This window comes from Hymenobacter sp. (assembly GCF_036388155.1).
Taxonomy (GTDB): Bacteria; Bacteroidota; Bacteroidia; order Cytophagales; family Hymenobacteraceae; genus Hymenobacter.
On sequence record NZ_DASVSI010000129.1, the window covers coordinates 69,722 to 84,568 of the forward strand.

Genomic DNA, 14,847 nt, shown 5'->3' on the forward strand with positions numbered 1-14,847 from the left:
GGGTGGCCAGCGCGGTGGACAAAGAAACCACTGGGGCTGGGGATAACGAGGAGTTCTCAACGGCTCGGAACTGGTAGCTGGTGCGGTGGCAGCCACTCAACAGCCCCGCCATCAGCAGAATTAATAGCACACAAAAGCTGTGGAGGGCACGAAGCATAAAACCACTGGTAGCGCGTTGAGAATGGTGTTGAAGATACCATCAGCCGCAACGAAGACCTCGACACTCACAATTTTTACCGGAACCAGCTGGCGTAGGTCTGGTAGTTGGCGGCCGTGCGCTTTAAGCCTTCGCGCTGCGCTTCCGTCACGGGCTTGATTTTTTTGGCGGGTACCCCGGCGTACAGAAACCCCGGCTCGCACACAAAATTTTCCAGCACCACGGCCCCAGCCGCAACAATGCAGCCCGTGCCCACCACGGCGTAGTCCATCACAATGGCGCCCATGCCAATGAGCACGTCATCCTCCACGGTGCAGCCGTGCACCAGCGCCCGGTGCCCAATGCTCACGCGGCTGCCGATGGTCAGCGGGGCCTTTTGGTAGGTGCAGTGCAGCACCGCGCCGTCCTGAATGTTGGTCTCGTCACCGATGCGAATGCTGTGCACGTCGCCGCGAATAACGGCGGTAAACCACACGGTGCACTTAGCGCCCAGCACCACATCGCCCACGATGGTGGCGTTATCGGCCACGAAACAATCGGCGGGAATGGTGGGCGAGATGCTGTGAACGGGGAGGATGAGAGGCATGGGCGTTGACTAAGGAAGACGCAGGGTAAAACCTTCGCGCCGGTTCGCCGCTAAATTAGCCCGATGGAAACCGATAACCCCACGCTGCCGCTCTTCACCGAAACGCAGGTCATGGGCCGCCATTGGTGGTGGCTGGCCCTGGTAATAGCCGCGCTGGGCTTTTTTCCCAGCCTGCTGATGCCCGAAACCGCGACGTTTTGGGTGCGCAGCGGCCCGGTTTTTATCGGCGCGGCGGCGGGCAGCCTGCTCTGGCTCATGCGCCTCGAAACCCGGATTGATGCCGCGGGCATTCACTACCGTTACTTGCCCCTGCTCAACCGCTGGCGGCACTGGCCCTGGACGGAATTCCGGCAGGTTCGTCCCCGTACCTACTCCCCGCTCGGCGATTTTGGCGGCTGGGGCATCCGAGGCTTCCCTGGCAACCTAGCTTACAATGTGTGGGGAGTACACGGCTTACAGCTGGTTTTTCAGAGCGGCGACCGGCTATTGCTAGGCACGCAGCGCCCAGAAGAGCTAGCCGCCACGCTGCAGGCGCTGGGCCGCCTATCGGGTTAATAGCCGCAGCTACGCCCCAATCAACCGTTTCCAAGTCCCTTTTTCCCAGTTATACTTAAGGGTGCTAGGCAACGCCTGCCAGAAATACTTGCTGGTTTCGACGGCGAAGCTGGGCTGCATGTAGCAGTTGATGGTGCAGCCTTCGCACTGCGGCAAGCGGCCTTCCAGCGCGGCCAAGCGCTGCGTTTCGGGCGCGTTATACAGGTCGTACAGCTTGCCATCGATGGGGAATTTCTGCTCGCCCAGGTGGTAGCAAGGCAGCACCAGCTCGTTGCTGGGCGAGATGACCAACGTGGTGCTGGCGGCCCGGCACACAGGCGCGGCCACGTGGTTGCCCCCGTCGCGCCGCAGCTGGATGAACGCCTCGTTCAAATACACGCCCTTGCGCTTGCCGAAAGCCGAGAGGTAATCCAACTCTTTGGGCGTGAGCTGCTCGCCGGTTTCCACGTCGCCGTATTCGAAAGCCGGGTTCAGAATGAGCACCAAGCCGTTGGGCTGGGCAATGTCGCGGTACACGGCTTCCAGGTCGGCCAGGTTTTTACGGAAAACGGTGAACAGAATGTCGGGGCGCTCGCCCAGCTCTTTGGCCACCCGGATGCTTTCGAGCACAAAATCGTAGCAGGCCACGCCGCGGCCTAGGTCGTGGGTGGCGCGGTCGGCCGAGTCGAGCGAGAAGTGGAGCATGTCGACCAGCCCGCGCAGCTTCTCGGCGTTTTTGGGGTAGAGCAGCCCGTTGGTAGTCACGGTGGTGATGAAGCCCAGCTGGCGGGCAAGGGCCACAAACTCGGGCAGCTGCCGGTGCAGCAACGGCTCGCCGCCGGTGAAGTCAATGACCGACACGCCCAGACGCTTGAGGTCGCGAAGGTTGCGGGTCACGTCTTCCAGCGTGATGTAGGGCGAAGGCTTTTCCCAGATGTCGCAAAACGCGCACTTCGCATTGCAGCGGTACGTGACGTAGTAATTGCACAACACAGGATGCTTGACGAGGCGCATGGTGGTAGCGTGGACTTTTAGTCCGCGCCTGAAGAAGGCGATAGGGCGGAACTGTCGCTCCGGGCGCGGACTAAAAGTCCGCGCTACAAAGCTAATGCGGCAGCTTGCCCCAGGCGGCGGGGTCCCATTGGCTGGGCGTGGCGGCCAGCGCTTCGGGCGTCGCGGCGCCGTAGTGCTCCTGGTAGTAGTTGCAAAAGCCCTTGAGCGGACAACGCGGGCAGTTGGGCTTGAGGAAAAAGCAAATTTGCTGCCCGTGCCAATAGTTGTGCTTGTGGAAGTTGAACAGCGTTTCGCCGTCGGCCGGCAGCAGCGCCAGCAGGACGGCGTGGGCCTTCTCCACCGACACCTTCGGCCCGAGAAACCCCACCCGCTGGGCCACCCGGTGCACGTGGGCATCAATGGGCAGCACGGGCTTGTGGTAGTTAAATAGCAGCAGCAGCGAAGCCGTCTTCAGGCCAATGCCTGGCATGTCGGTAAGCCAGGCCATGGCGCGCTCCAGGGGCCAGTCAGCCAGGAAATCCAAGTCGAACGGACCACCGGTTTCCGCCTGAATGCGCCGCAGGATTTCCTGAATGCGCGGCGCTTGAGTGTCGGGCCACCGCGTGGTTCGAATGGCGTGCGCCAGGTCGGCCGTGGGCGCGGCCAGGACGCCGGGCCAGTCGCCAAAGGCTTCCAGCATGCGGTCGTAGGCCAGCTCTTCGTCGGCGTGGGTGGTGCGATGCGAGAGCACCGTGGAGATGAGCTCGCGCATGGGCGTGCGGCGCGGCTCCGGCGGCAGGTGCCCGTAGAAGTGGTCGAGAATAACGTGGTCGGCCCAGGCTTTATCGGCCGCGGCAGAGGCGTAGGTAGCATCGGGTGAAGGCATGGCCGGTTGTACCCAACCGGGCCGGGCAAGGTTGCCTCGTCCATTGGCCAGTGCGCCCAAGACACAAAAAAACCGGCAGCCATCAGGCTGCCGGTTTTCTTAATTAAAGCAGAAGAATGGCTTAGAGCTGGCCACGCTTGGCAGCTTTCTGCATCTTCTCGTTGGCGAAGATGGCCACTTCTACGCGGCGGTTGGCGGCTTTGCCAGCGGCCGTGGTGTTGTCGGCCACGGGCTGGGTCGAGCCGTAGCCGGTCGACGTAATGCGAGCATCGTCGATGCCTTGGGCCGTGATTTCGTTGGCCACGGCTTGGGCGCGGCGCTCCGACAGGGGCTGGTTGATGGCGTCCGAACCGCTGGCGTCGGTGTGGCCTTCAATCACCACGTTGGTGTCGCCGTACTTCTTCAGGGTAGCGGCCAGTTGGTCGATGTTGCCAGCGGCTTCACCCGTTAGGGTAGCCGAGTTGGTGGCGAAAAGGATGCCCGAGGCAAAGGTGATTTTGATGCCTTCGCCCACGCGCTCCACTTTGGCGCCTTCCAGGTCGCGGCGCAACTCAGCGGCTTGCTTGTCCATGCGGCGGCCGATGAGGGCACCGCCCGCACCGCCCACAGCGGCACCAATGATGGCGCCCTTGGCAGTACCCGATTTGCCGCCGATGAGGCGACCAGCTACACCGCCCGCTACCGCACCACCCAAGCCGCCAATGAGGCCGCCTTTGAGGGTTTTGCTCATAGTGCCTTTGGGCTTGTCAGCCGAAACGGTAGTGCTTTGCGCCTGGGCGAAGTTGTTTACCAACAGCAGCAGGGCCAGCAGAAATGCAAATGACGAACGAAGAAATTTCATGTTTGAAAAAGGTTTTGGTAAAAATATGCCCGCAAATGCCAAAATAAGGGCATTGCGCCGGCAAGTACGCCATTTGCAACCACCTTGCCAAACTTTCGGCCAAGTGGGCTGCTGGTGCATTGCCAGTCCTGATGTGGCGTAAATCAGCTACAAAAAAACGGCCCTACTGCTGTAGTAGAGCCGTTTGGAGTGCCCTAACGCAGTGCATTGACCGGCGGTTCACTACTTTCTTTTGTTCCGGTAAGCGTCGTAACGGGCCGGGTTATCTTTTTTGTCTTTCTTACGGCCCAGCAGGCCACCGCCCACCACGCCCGCTGCGCCCCCAATGACGGCCCCTTTGCCGCCGCCAATCACGGCGCCCGTCACGGCACCCGCACCACCGCCAATGGCGGCGCCTTTGGCTTTATTGCTCCACCCCTTCTTGGGGGTTTGGGCCTGAGCCCCGGCAGCCAGGAAGAAGAACGTTATCAATAGCAGGAAAAACGATTTGAAGGCTTTCATATCAAATTCGGATTAAGGTTGATAAACCACGAGTCTTCAGCACTCGGTCTTGGGCCACAACCGGCAAGACGTTTTCCATCGAACCGACGGGGCCATGCTGCTCGTGACTACTGCCTTAAACGAACGCAAAGTTGTTGAGGTTGTAAACCGATAAGTGTGGCCTGGAGAGCCACAAAAAAGGCTGCCCGCTTGGGCAGCCTTTTCAATTTGCGGCGGGCTTTCCACGCTGGAAAGCCATACCGATAACATTTACAAGCGGCCTTGCTCGGCGGCTTTCTTCATCTTTTCGTTGGCGTAGATGGCAATTTCTACGCGACGGTTGGCTTGCTTGCCTTCGGCCGTGGCGTTGTCGGCAATGGGCTGGGTTGAGCCGTAGCCCTGGGTGGTGATGCGGCTAGACGACACGCCTTTGGCAATGGCCTCGGCGGCCACGGCCTGGGCGCGGCGCTCCGACAGGGGCTGGTTGATGGCGTCCGAGCCGCTGGCGTCCGTGTGGCCTTCTACGAGCACGTTGGTGTCGGGGTACTTCAGGAGCACAGCGGCCATCTTGTCGATTTCGCTAACCGAGGCCGGACGCAGCGTGGCGGCGTTGGTGTCGAAGAGGATGCCCGAATCGAAGGTGATTTTGATGCCTTCGCCCACGCGCTCCACTTTGGCGTTCTGCATGTCGCGCTGCAGGTCTTCGGCCTGCTTGTCCATCTTGCGGCCGATGACGGCGCCGGTCGCGCCACCCGCAGCGGCGCCCACAATGGCGCCAATGGCCGTGCCACGGGCACCGCCACCAATCACGCGGCCGAGGATAGCACCCGCCGCAGCGCCGCTACCAGCGCCAATCAAGCCGCCTTTGGTCGTTTTGCTCATGCCCGTTTTGCGAGCGCCAGTGCCGTTGTTGGTCGAAAGGTCAGGCTGGGTGGTGCTCCTGCCAGAGCCGCCACCGGCTTGCTGCGACGTCGCGCAGGAGCTGAAAAGCAGCACGAAAGCCATCAGCACAGAAAGAAGGGATTTGGGGGTGTTCATGAGGGGAATAAAAAATGGTGAGTCAATTTCCGGGCTTATACGGGAAAAACCCGCTCCGGTACCGGAAAGCGGGCTTTTCAAGAAGCGTGCCGAAAGTAAAAAGGCTCCTCTATAGGCGCTTACTGCACTTTGGTGGAGACGCGCCGCGCTTCCCGCTGCTCGGGGACGGCCACGGGCGCCGGCCGCAGCATGCCCAGCAATTGGGCCAGGCGCTGCTTGAGTTCGCGGCGGTCCACGATGAAGTCGAGGAAGCCGTGCTCCAACACAAATTCGGCGCTTTGGAAGCCCTTGGGCAGGTCTTTGCCGATGGTTTCCTTGATGACGCGCGGCCCGGCAAAGCCGATGAGGGCGCCCGGCTCGGCAATGTTGAAATCGCCCAGCATGGCAAACGACGCCGTGACGCCGCCCGTGGTGGGGTCGGTGAGCAGGCTCACGTAGGGCACGCCGGCTTCGGCCAGCAGGGCCAGCTTGGCCGAGGTTTTGGCCATTTGCATCAGCGAGTAGCCGGCTTCCATCATGCGGGCGCCGCCCGAGCGCGAAATCATCAGGAACGGCGTGCGTGTTTTGCGGGCGTGGTCGATGGCCCGGGCAATTTTTTCGCCCACCACCGAGCCCATTGAACCGCCAATGAACTTGAAGTCCATGGCGGCCACCACCAGCGGCTGCCCGCCCGACAGGCCGTAGGCCGTGCGCACGGCGTCTTTCAGGCCGGTGTTGTGTTCGGTGGCGGCAATGCGCTTGGGGTACTCTTTGGTGTCGACAAACCGCAACGGGTCGCCCGAGGTCAGGTCGGCGTCGAGTTCGGTGAAGTGGTTGTTGTCGAAGAGAAATTCAAAATAATCGGCGGCGTCGATGCGGTCGTGGTGGCTGCAATTGCCACACACAAAGAGAAGGCGCTTGTGCTCGGCCATGGTGGCCACGGTTTTGCACTCGGGGCACTTGTACCAGAGGCCGTCGGGCGTCTCTTTTTTCTGCTCGGTAGGGGTAACGATGCCCTTTTCTACGCGCTTGAACCAGGCCATATATGAGAAGGTGTGAGTAGCTGGGAGCTAGTAGTTGGAAGTAAACGGTAGGGTCAAAAGTAAGGAATAGTCGGGGCTGAAGCCGAAAAGCCGTTCGCGGAGCCTGCGGCGGTTCCGGTTTCGTTGGCCGCCGCAGGCTTTTACGCCAACGTAATTGAATGGTCGAGGTATACGTTTTGGATAGCATTCAGCAGGTCCACGCCGTCGGCAAAGGAGCGCTGAAAGGCTTTGCGGCCCGAAATAAGCCCTTGTCCGCCCGCGCGCTTGTTGATGATGGCCATCCGGATGACGTCTTCGCGGTCGGTGGCGCCGCGGCTTTCGCCGCCCGAGTTGATGAGGCCAATGCGGCCGGCGTAGCAGTTCAGCACCTGGTAGCGGGCGAGGTCGATGGGGTGCTCGGTGGCGAGCTTGTCGTACATCGAGGGAAAGATTTTGCCGAATTTCAGGGCCGAAAAACCGCCGTTGTTCGCCGCCATCTTCTGCTTGATGATGTCGGCGCCCATGCTCACGCCCAGGTGGTTGGCCTGGCCGGTGAGGTCGGCGGCCACGTGGTAGTCGGTTTTCTCGGTTTTGAAGGCGTTGTTGCGGGTGTAGCACCACAGCACGGTGGCCATGCCCAGCCGGTGGGCTTCTTCGAACGCTTGGGTTACGTCCCCAATCTGGCGGTTGCTCTCCTCCGAGCCGAAGTAAATGGTGGCGCCCACGGCGGTGGCGCCCATGTCCCAGGCCTGCCGCACCGAGCCGAACATGATTTGGTCGAACTTATTGGGGTAAGTCAGCAGCTCGTTGTGGTTGATTTTGACGATGAACGGGATTTTGTGGGCATATTGCCGGGCCACCGCGCCGAAGCTGCCAAAGGTGGTGGTCACGGCGTTGCAGCCGCCTTCGGTGGCCAGCTTCAGGATGTTTTCGGGGTCGAAATACACGGGGTTGGGCCCAAACGCCGAGCCAGCCGTGTGCTCCACGCCTTGGTCGACGGGCAGAATGCTCAGGTAGCCGGTGCCGGCCAGGCGGCCGTGGTTGTAGAGCGCGCCCAGGCTCCGCAACACTTGCGGCGGGCGGCTGCCGGGCACGAAGCAGCGGTCCAGGAAGTCGGGGCCGGGCGCGTGAATCAGGTCTTTGCCAACCACGCATTCGTGGCTCAGCAGGGCTTCGTTTTCGGAACTCAGGGCGAGGGAAGCAGCCATGGAAGAGGTGCGGGCGGGTGGTTTCGGTGGGGGCAGCCCCAGCCGGGAAGGCGAACAAAGATAGACCGAAAAATGCGGCACAATTGGCCTGCGGACGAGCTAAGCGCGTGCCAAGCACTACCTTGTCACGGCAAAGCGCCCGGACTGTCCGGCCGCCCATCCCCCAGCATTTCTCCTCCTTACGCCTCGCCCGTGAAAAGACTTTCCCCTACCCTGCTGGCTTTGTCGCTGCTGGCGGCCCCTGTGCTGAACAGCTGCGTGACGGCCAAGAAATACGACGACCTGAGCGCCCGCCAAAAAGCCGACGCCGAAGGCAAAGCAACCGCCGAGAGCCAGTATCGCAACGCCACCGCCGAGCTGAAAAAAGCTTCCGACGAACTGGCCCAGCTGCGCCTCACCCAAAAGCGCCTCGTGACCGACTCTGCCGAAACCGGCGCGGCTTACCGCAAAACCCGCAGCCTCTACAACGAGCTGAACAACAGCTACGACAAGCTTCTCAGGAACAGCGACCGGGAACTGGCCAACAAGTCGTCGGACTACAACAAAGTGGCCCAGGACCTGGCCCGTCGCGAAGCCGAACTGGGCGCCCTCGACAACTCCCTGCAAAAGAGCAAAGCCGACAACGACCGCCTGGCTGCTGACCTCAAAGTGCGCGAAGCCCGCCTCACGGAGCTCACCAAAGCCCTGGCCGACAAAGACCAGGCCGTAACGGACCTGAAAGCGCGCGTGAGCAAAGCCCTGCTCAGCTTCAACAGCAGCGACTTGCAGGTGAAGCTGAAGGACGGCAAAGTGTACGTGTCGCTCTCCGAGCAATTGCTGTTCAAATCGGGCTCGACCAAAGTGGACCCCAAAGGCCAGGAAGCCCTGAAAAAGCTGGCCACCGTGCTGCAAGAGCAAAAAGATGTGAACGTGGTGGTGGAAGGCCACACCGACTCCGTGCCCATTGTGCGCGGCACCGCCGGCCTCACCGACAACTGGGACCTGAGCGCCCTGCGGGCCACTGAAATTGCCCGCCTGCTCACCACGGCCGGCGTGACCCCGGCCCGGATTACGGCTTCGGGCCGCAGCCAGTACGTGCCCGTGGCCGCCAACGACACCCCCGCCAACAAGGCCATGAACCGCCGCACCGAAATTATTTTGACGCCGAAGTTGGACGAGCTATTCCAGATTCTGGGCAGCAACTCGGCCGCGCCGGCCGCGGCTACCGGCAAATAATTTTTGCATGACGCACAGCGGGTTATATATATTTCCAGCAAAGGTTACTACCTTCATTTGCTGGCAATAATTCATCCATCTACCCCTCCTTTCCGTCGTGCGTATGCGCCTGCCTTTCCTCCTTCGCAGCCTGGTTCTTTTACTTTGCTGTAGCGCACACGCCTTTGTTGCGCGCGCCACTCATGCGCTGGGCGCCGAGATAAACTACAGCTACGCCGGGACAGCGACGAATCCAAACGAGTACCGCATCACAGTCCGGCAATTCAAAGACACTTCGTCTCTAATCGGCGACGACTATGTTGATTTGACCTGTGGCAAGAATGACTGTGGCAATACCTTGCCGGGAAGCTTCATCACAAGGCTGCTACGCACTAGCATCACGCCGATGGCTAGCAGTTGCGCGGTTGGGGGCGGGGCTGCTGGAGGAATTATGTACGAAATCAGGACTTTTGAAGGCACCGTGCAGCTGCCCCCCGCCCTCTGGACATTCAGTGTCAATTTTGAGAACCGGCCAAGTGGATTGATTAACATTAATCAAGCGTTCGACCAATCTCTGTACGTGCAGGCCCTACTGGACAACACTGCGGGCCTGGTCAACTCCTCGCCTCGGTTCACCAACAGCCGCCTTATTCAGATATCGGGCACGCAGGCGCAACGCTACAGCGTGAATGCTTTCGACAGCGAAGGCGACTCGTTAACGTATCAATTGGTGAGGTCTTTTTCGAGGCCGGCATTCAGCGCCCAGTGCGCTGCTCCCACCCCTGGGGTCATTGCCCCGCATTTCCAACTCGACGCCGCTACGGGAGAACTCGCTACCATCCCGTCGGTGGCATTGCAACAAGGCCGCTACGTTTTGGCAGCGCGGGTAGATGAATACCGCCGCATCAACGGAACCTGGCAGCAAATCGGGAGCATCACCCGCGACGTAATTTATTCGGTGGTAGCCGGCACCAACCAGGTTCCGGTATTCACCCGCGTGGCGCCCACCGGAAACCCCAACGCGCAACTGCTGGGCCAAACCATTCCCGTCAATCCCGGCCAAACGGTTTCGTTCACGCTCACTGCCACCGACCCCGACGCTGGGCAGGTGCTCACCTTGGGCAGCGACGCAGCGGGCATAGTGCCGGGCGCCGCCTTTCAAAGCCAGGGCAACGGCCAAGGGGTGTTCACCTGGCAGGTACCAAATGCGTTGCCAGAAGGCCGGTACGCGCTTACGGCTTCGGCCACGGACAATGCCTGCCCGGTCTACGGCTCCGGCGTGGTGACTTTGCCTTTCCTGGTCACCCGGCAGGTGTTGGGCACGCGCTCGCGCCAGCCGTTGGCGCAGCTCCCGCATCCGGTGCCTTTTCAGGACGAGGTGCGTTTTCAACTGGTCGGCGCAGGCCCGCAAACCGTGCTCATCGTGGACGAACTGGGACGCACGGTGCAGCAGCTCACCTCCGCGCCCGACGGCCGCGTGGTGTGGCGGCCCGCCGCTAGCGTGGCAGCCGGCTTGTACTTCGCCCGCAACCTGAGCGGCACCCAAAGCGCCCGGCTGGCCTACAAGGGCCAGTAGCGAGCTTGCTTCCCATAAGTTTCAAAATAAAAAGGCCTCCCCATAGTTCGGGGAGGCCTTTTTTAGCATCAGAGAAGAGTCGCTCCGTTAGGGCAGCGTCACGTTGACGCGGACGAAGTAGTAGGCGCCGGTGAAACCGAATTGGTTGGCCGGGTACACGAAACGGCCACGGTTGGTGTTGTCGAGCGTCGAGATGTAGCTCTGGTTGGGGTCGGCCGAGAAGTTGAACTCGTTGTTGCGCGGGTTCTGGATGAACTTGTCGGGGTAGACGTTGAAGAGGTTGCTGGCCCCCACCGTCAGGCCCACTTGCTTAATGAGCTGGGCGCTGAACGTGAGGTCGGTAATCCATTTGGCCGCGAAGGTCTGGTCGAGGAAAGAACGGGCCGGGTCGGCGTCTTTGAACTGGATTTCGCCAAAGCGCACGGTGCGGGCTTCAATGCTGAAGATGCCGTAGCCGTAGTTGGCCGACAAGTTGACTTTCGAGCGCGGGTTGCCGTTTTCGAGGCGGGTGCGCTGCTGGCGGTCGAAGAGCGTGTTTTGCAGGTTGCCGGTGCCCACGGTCTGGTCGTTGTTGATGGTCGTCGAGGAGCTGTTGAAGCTGCGCACCACGGTTTCGTTGAGGTTGGCGGCCGCCGTGAGGGTCAGGCGGCTTTTTGGGCCCAGGGTCAGGCGCTCGTTGGCCACGATGTCGAGGCCGCGGGTGCGGGTGTTCACGGCGTTGGCGAAGAACTGCACGCGGCTCACGTCGCGGCCGTCCAGAATCTGGTCCACAATGGTGACCGGGGGAGCCCCCACGGCGTTGGTCTTGGCAAATTGCGACGACAGCACAATGCGGTCGGCAATGTCAATCAGGTAGGCGTCCACCGTCAGGGTGATGGTGCGGGCCACGCGGGCGGTGAGGCCGGCGCCGTAGTTGGTGGAAGTTTCCTGCTTGAGCGGGGCCACGCCGAAGCCCTGCTGGCCCGCGCCCCCGGGCGTGAAGGAGTTGCGCACAATCGGGTTGTCGTTGTTCACGGTAAGCACCTGGTTGGGCAGGCCGCTCACAAACTGGGTGCTCGTGTTGGTGAAATAGCGCTGCTGCAGCGAGGGAGCCCGGAAGCCGTTGCCAACAGAACCGCGTAGCGCCAACCCGTCGATGATGCTGAAGCGAGCGGCCACTTGGCCGCTGAAGTTGCCGCCAAAGTCGCTGTAGTTTTCGGCCCGGCCAGCAGCGCGCAGCAACAGCTTCTCGGTGATGTCGCTCTCCAAATCCACGTAGCCGGCCACGTTGGTGCGGCTTCTGTCCACTTCGTCCTGGGGCTGATAGCCCGGAAACACCTGGGCACCCGCTGCGGCCGGGCCAAAGACGGGGAAGCCGGCGGCCGTAAAGCCCGTTACTACCCGCCGGCCGCCGTTGATGTACGAAGCGTATTCGCCCCGGCCCAACTGGAAGTTATCGACGCGAAACTCGCCACCAAAAGCCACGTTCAACGTTGCCAAGGGCCCCAGGCCGGTGAACTTGCGCGAGAAGCCCAGGTTGGTGGTGTTTTGCCGAAAAGCCAGACGCCCGGCGTAGAAGCTGGTGGGGTTGAGAGTAACGCCCTGCGGCAGCGAGGCATTGACGGTGCCGTCGATGTCGTAGCGCAGCTCGTTGCGGCCGAAGGTGTTGCTCAGGTCGGCCGCAAAGCCGAAAACCGACCGGCGCAGGCCCACAATGGCCGACTGGTCGTAGATGGTGGTGTTGATGAAGGGCAGGAAGCCGTTGGGAAACAGCGCCAGGTCGCTTTGGGCGGGTTGGGACGGCAGGCGGTTGAAGCCCGGCCCCCGGCCGGTGCGGTACGACGCGCCCGCCGCCACGTACAGCTCGAAGCCCTGGCCCAGGCGGTAGCCGCCGTTCAAAAACCCGCCGAAGTTGCGCGACGCCGACTGCCCCACCCGGATGTCGACGCGGTTGAAGCCGTTGGCCGCCACCAGAGCGTCATCTTGGGCTTTCAGGTCGCGGCGCAGCTGTTCGGTGTTGGCCGTGGCCGGGTAGTTGCCGCCGTTGCTGCCCAGGTAAATCAGGGGCGAAGTATCGGGCAAGGCGCGGTTAACGTAGCCGCGGTTCAGAAACTGCCCGCTCAAGTCCAGGAAGCCGCGCTTGTTCAGGCCGATGCCCACGTTGAAATCGACTTGCTGGGTTTTGCCGTCGCTTTCCACCGTCTGGCCGTAGAGGGCGCTGGTGCTCACGCCGGTCGAGTCGTCTTTCAGCTGAATGTTAATCACGCCCGCAATGGCGTCGGAGCCGTAGAGGGCCGCTGCGCCCTCCCGCAGCACCTCGATGCGCTTAATGCTGGCCGTGGGAATCACGTTCAGGTCGGTGCCCACCGAGCCGCGACCCACCGTCCCGTTGATGTTCACCAGCGCCTGGCTGTGGCGGCGCTTGCCATTTACGAGCACCAGCACCTGGTCGGGGCCGAGGCCGCGCAGGCTGGCCGGGTCCACAAAGTCGGTGCCGTCGGAGATGGATTGGCGCGACGACTGAAACGAGGGCGCCACGAACGACAATACCTGCGTCACGTCGGTTTGGGCAAACGCCTTGATTTCGCGGGCCGAAATCACGTCAACGGGCGCCGTGGTGAGGATGTTGGAGCGGCCCTCCGTGGCGCGCGAGCCCGTCACCACCACTTCGTTCAGGTCCTGCGCGGCGGCCACGAGGCGCACCTCCACGCTGGTGCGGCCGTTCAACGGAATTTGCTGCGTGGCAAAGCCAATGGCCTGGACGGTGAGCGTGGCTTGCGGCGACACGGACAGCGAGAATTCGCCGGTGCTGCCGGTGCTGGTGCCGTTGCTGGTGCCGCGCTCCAGTACCGTGGAGCCGGGCAGGGCCTCGCCCGCCGCGCCCACTACCCGGCCACTGACCGTAATTTTTTGGGCAGTAGCCGAGAAACCGGCCAGCATCAGCAAGACCAGAAGTATTAGGTTTTTCATAAAATGGTTGGTTGGTGAGAAATGATAAGAAATGGTAGCAAAGCACAACCCAAGCTGCACCAGTTGCGCAAAAGGGCGTACGCGTCCAAGCCAAGCGCTTGGCTTGATAGACTTGACTGTCAAGAAAATAGGGGGAACAGTTTTTATTGCAGCTTCGCGCTTAGCGGCAGCAACAACTGCCGGCTTTGGGGCAACAACAACACGACCTGCAGGCGGCGGACAAACGCATAAAAAGACACTGTTGCCACAAGCTTACAACATCTCGGGCAAAACGCCAACCAATCACCTACTTTATTGGCTGATGCGATGGCTGCCCCCAACTACGCCAGCGGCGGCCCGGCAGCCACTTCTGTGCGGTACCCGCCCAGCTCAAGCAGCACCCTGGAGTGTCCCAGCCAGGTCACGCGCAGGGCAGCGGCCAGCACGGGAGCGGCCAGCGCCGCAACATCGGTGCGGAAAGGACCTGGCGGCGCTTTGGGCTCCTGCTCTTCCTTGCCAAACAGGAGGCGTTTCAGCATGCCCCGCAGCCAAAGGGCGGACTGAAGGTGTTGGGAATGGCGTTCTGTCACTCCTTTTCGACGTGACGGGGCTGCAGTTGCGTGCGTTGAACTGATGGCGATTGCCCAAAGCAGCGCCGATACCCGGCCAAGACGCGTCGGAAACCCGAATATGTTGGCGGGTTTAGCGCAACCGGTAAGCCAGCCCCAGGCGCACCGTGCGGGAGTACACATTGCGGTCGGCGCCGGTCAAGCCCCTTTGGTACGAGAGCAGGCCGTGCGAGTAGCTGGCGTTGGCGCCCAGCCGGCCATACCACACGGTGGCGTCGGCACGCAGGCGGGCATCGACTTGGTTGTCGATAAGGGAGGCTGAGTTGATGCTCCAGGCGGTGCTGCCATTGTAGGTACCGCTGCCTTTTGTGCGAAAGCCGTACACGTAGGCGGCTTCTGGTCCCACCGACGCATCCAACCGCACCGCCCCAGTCCCAAAGCGGTGGCCTACACCCAGAAAAGCCGTTACCTGCTGGCTTTGCAGCGCAATGCTGCCCGTGGCCCGATAAGTCTGAATGCTACTGCTGAGGTACGGAGCCGAGAGGACCTCCCGCACATCGCTCCAGCTGCGCAGCCGTTCGTAGCCCAGGTCGAGGGCCAACAACCCCTCGCTTGCGCCCACGCGCTGCAGCCGGGCGCCCACCGAGAAGCCCGTGCCCAGCCGGCTGCCATACGGTCTGTTAGCGAGGCCAAAGCCGGGAAGTCCCCATTCATAAAGGCTGGTAGCGCTTACGGCATCAGCGCCGCCAAAGGCCAAGAGGCCGAGCCCAGCGCGGCCCACAAGTTCGGTGTGCTGGGCTGCGGCCGGCAAGGCCAAAGCCAGAACTGGCAGGAGTAGTACACGCTTCATCAGGCA

14 protein-coding genes are annotated in these 14,847 nt (G+C 61.8%); 3 read left to right on the forward strand and 11 right to left on the reverse strand.

Annotated features, from left to right (window positions below; all coding sequences use genetic code 11):
- Nucleotides 1–233: 233 nt before the first annotated feature.
- The gene (locus VF629_RS18125; protein WP_331059909.1) at nucleotides 234–743 is read right to left on the reverse strand and encodes a gamma carbonic anhydrase family protein; all 510 of its coding nucleotides are present in this window, start codon (nucleotides 741–743) and stop codon (nucleotides 234–236) included.
- 63 nt (nucleotides 744–806) lie between these two features.
- On the opposite strand from VF629_RS18125, the gene VF629_RS18130 reads away from it, so the two are divergent.
- Nucleotides 807–1,298: a hypothetical protein gene (locus tag VF629_RS18130; RefSeq protein ID WP_331059910.1), complete on the forward strand. Its 492-nt coding sequence runs from the start codon at nucleotides 807–809 to the stop codon at nucleotides 1,296–1,298.
- Between the two features lie 9 nt (nucleotides 1,299–1,307).
- On the opposite strand, the gene VF629_RS18135 is transcribed toward VF629_RS18130, so the two are convergent.
- The 7 genes from VF629_RS18135 to VF629_RS18165 form a co-directional block, all read right to left on the reverse strand.
- Nucleotides 1,308–2,291 carry a radical SAM protein gene (locus VF629_RS18135; protein ID WP_331059911.1) on the reverse strand — a complete coding sequence of 328 codons (984 nt, stop codon included), beginning with the start codon at nucleotides 2,289–2,291 and terminating at the stop codon, nucleotides 1,308–1,310.
- 91 nt (nucleotides 2,292–2,382) lie between these two features.
- Entirely contained in the window at nucleotides 2,383–3,156 is a 774-nt protein-coding gene (locus VF629_RS18140; protein ID WP_331059912.1) for an endonuclease III, read from the reverse strand.
- A 121-nt stretch (nucleotides 3,157–3,277) separates the two neighbouring features.
- Nucleotides 3,278–3,997: an OmpA family protein gene (locus VF629_RS18145; protein WP_331059913.1), complete on the reverse strand. Its 720-nt coding sequence runs from the start codon at nucleotides 3,995–3,997 to the stop codon at nucleotides 3,278–3,280.
- 222 nt (nucleotides 3,998–4,219) lie between these two features.
- On the reverse strand, nucleotides 4,220–4,498 hold the full coding sequence (locus tag VF629_RS18150; protein ID WP_331059914.1) for a YMGG-like glycine zipper-containing protein: 279 nt from the start codon (nucleotides 4,496–4,498) through the stop codon (nucleotides 4,220–4,222).
- 249 nt (nucleotides 4,499–4,747) lie between these two features.
- A complete protein-coding gene (locus tag VF629_RS18155) occupies nucleotides 4,748–5,515 on the reverse strand; it encodes an OmpA family protein (RefSeq protein WP_331059915.1) in 768 nt (255 codons plus the stop codon).
- Nucleotides 5,516–5,634: 119 nt separating this feature from the next.
- Nucleotides 5,635–6,537, reverse strand: coding sequence for an acetyl-CoA carboxylase, carboxyltransferase subunit beta (gene accD / locus VF629_RS18160; RefSeq protein ID WP_331059916.1), 903 nt, complete (start codon nucleotides 6,535–6,537; stop codon nucleotides 5,635–5,637).
- Nucleotides 6,538–6,677: 140 nt separating this feature from the next.
- Nucleotides 6,678–7,724: a class I fructose-bisphosphate aldolase gene (locus VF629_RS18165; protein WP_331059917.1), complete on the reverse strand. Its 1,047-nt coding sequence runs from the start codon at nucleotides 7,722–7,724 to the stop codon at nucleotides 6,678–6,680.
- Nucleotides 7,725–7,916: 192 nt separating this feature from the next.
- On the opposite strand from VF629_RS18165, the gene VF629_RS18170 reads away from it, so the two are divergent.
- Nucleotides 7,917–8,939 (forward strand): OmpA family protein, encoded by a 1,023-nt coding sequence (locus VF629_RS18170; protein ID WP_331059918.1) that lies wholly within the window; start codon nucleotides 7,917–7,919, stop codon nucleotides 8,937–8,939.
- Between the two features lie 460 nt (nucleotides 8,940–9,399).
- Nucleotides 9,400–10,494, forward strand: coding sequence for a hypothetical protein (locus VF629_RS18175; RefSeq protein ID WP_331059919.1), 1,095 nt, complete (start codon nucleotides 9,400–9,402; stop codon nucleotides 10,492–10,494).
- Between the two features lie 87 nt (nucleotides 10,495–10,581).
- On the opposite strand, the gene VF629_RS18180 is transcribed toward VF629_RS18175, so the two are convergent.
- The 3 genes from VF629_RS18180 to VF629_RS18190 form a co-directional block, all read right to left on the reverse strand.
- The gene (locus VF629_RS18180; protein WP_331059920.1) at nucleotides 10,582–13,443 is read right to left on the reverse strand and encodes a TonB-dependent receptor; all 2,862 of its coding nucleotides are present in this window, start codon (nucleotides 13,441–13,443) and stop codon (nucleotides 10,582–10,584) included.
- 320 nt (nucleotides 13,444–13,763) lie between these two features.
- Nucleotides 13,764–13,961, reverse strand: a complete 198-nt coding sequence (locus VF629_RS18185; protein WP_331059921.1) for a hypothetical protein — start codon at nucleotides 13,959–13,961, stop codon at nucleotides 13,764–13,766.
- Nucleotides 13,962–14,124: 163 nt separating this feature from the next.
- The coding region (locus VF629_RS18190) for a hypothetical protein (protein WP_331059922.1) at nucleotides 14,125–14,847 on the reverse strand (723 nt) is incomplete at its 5' end.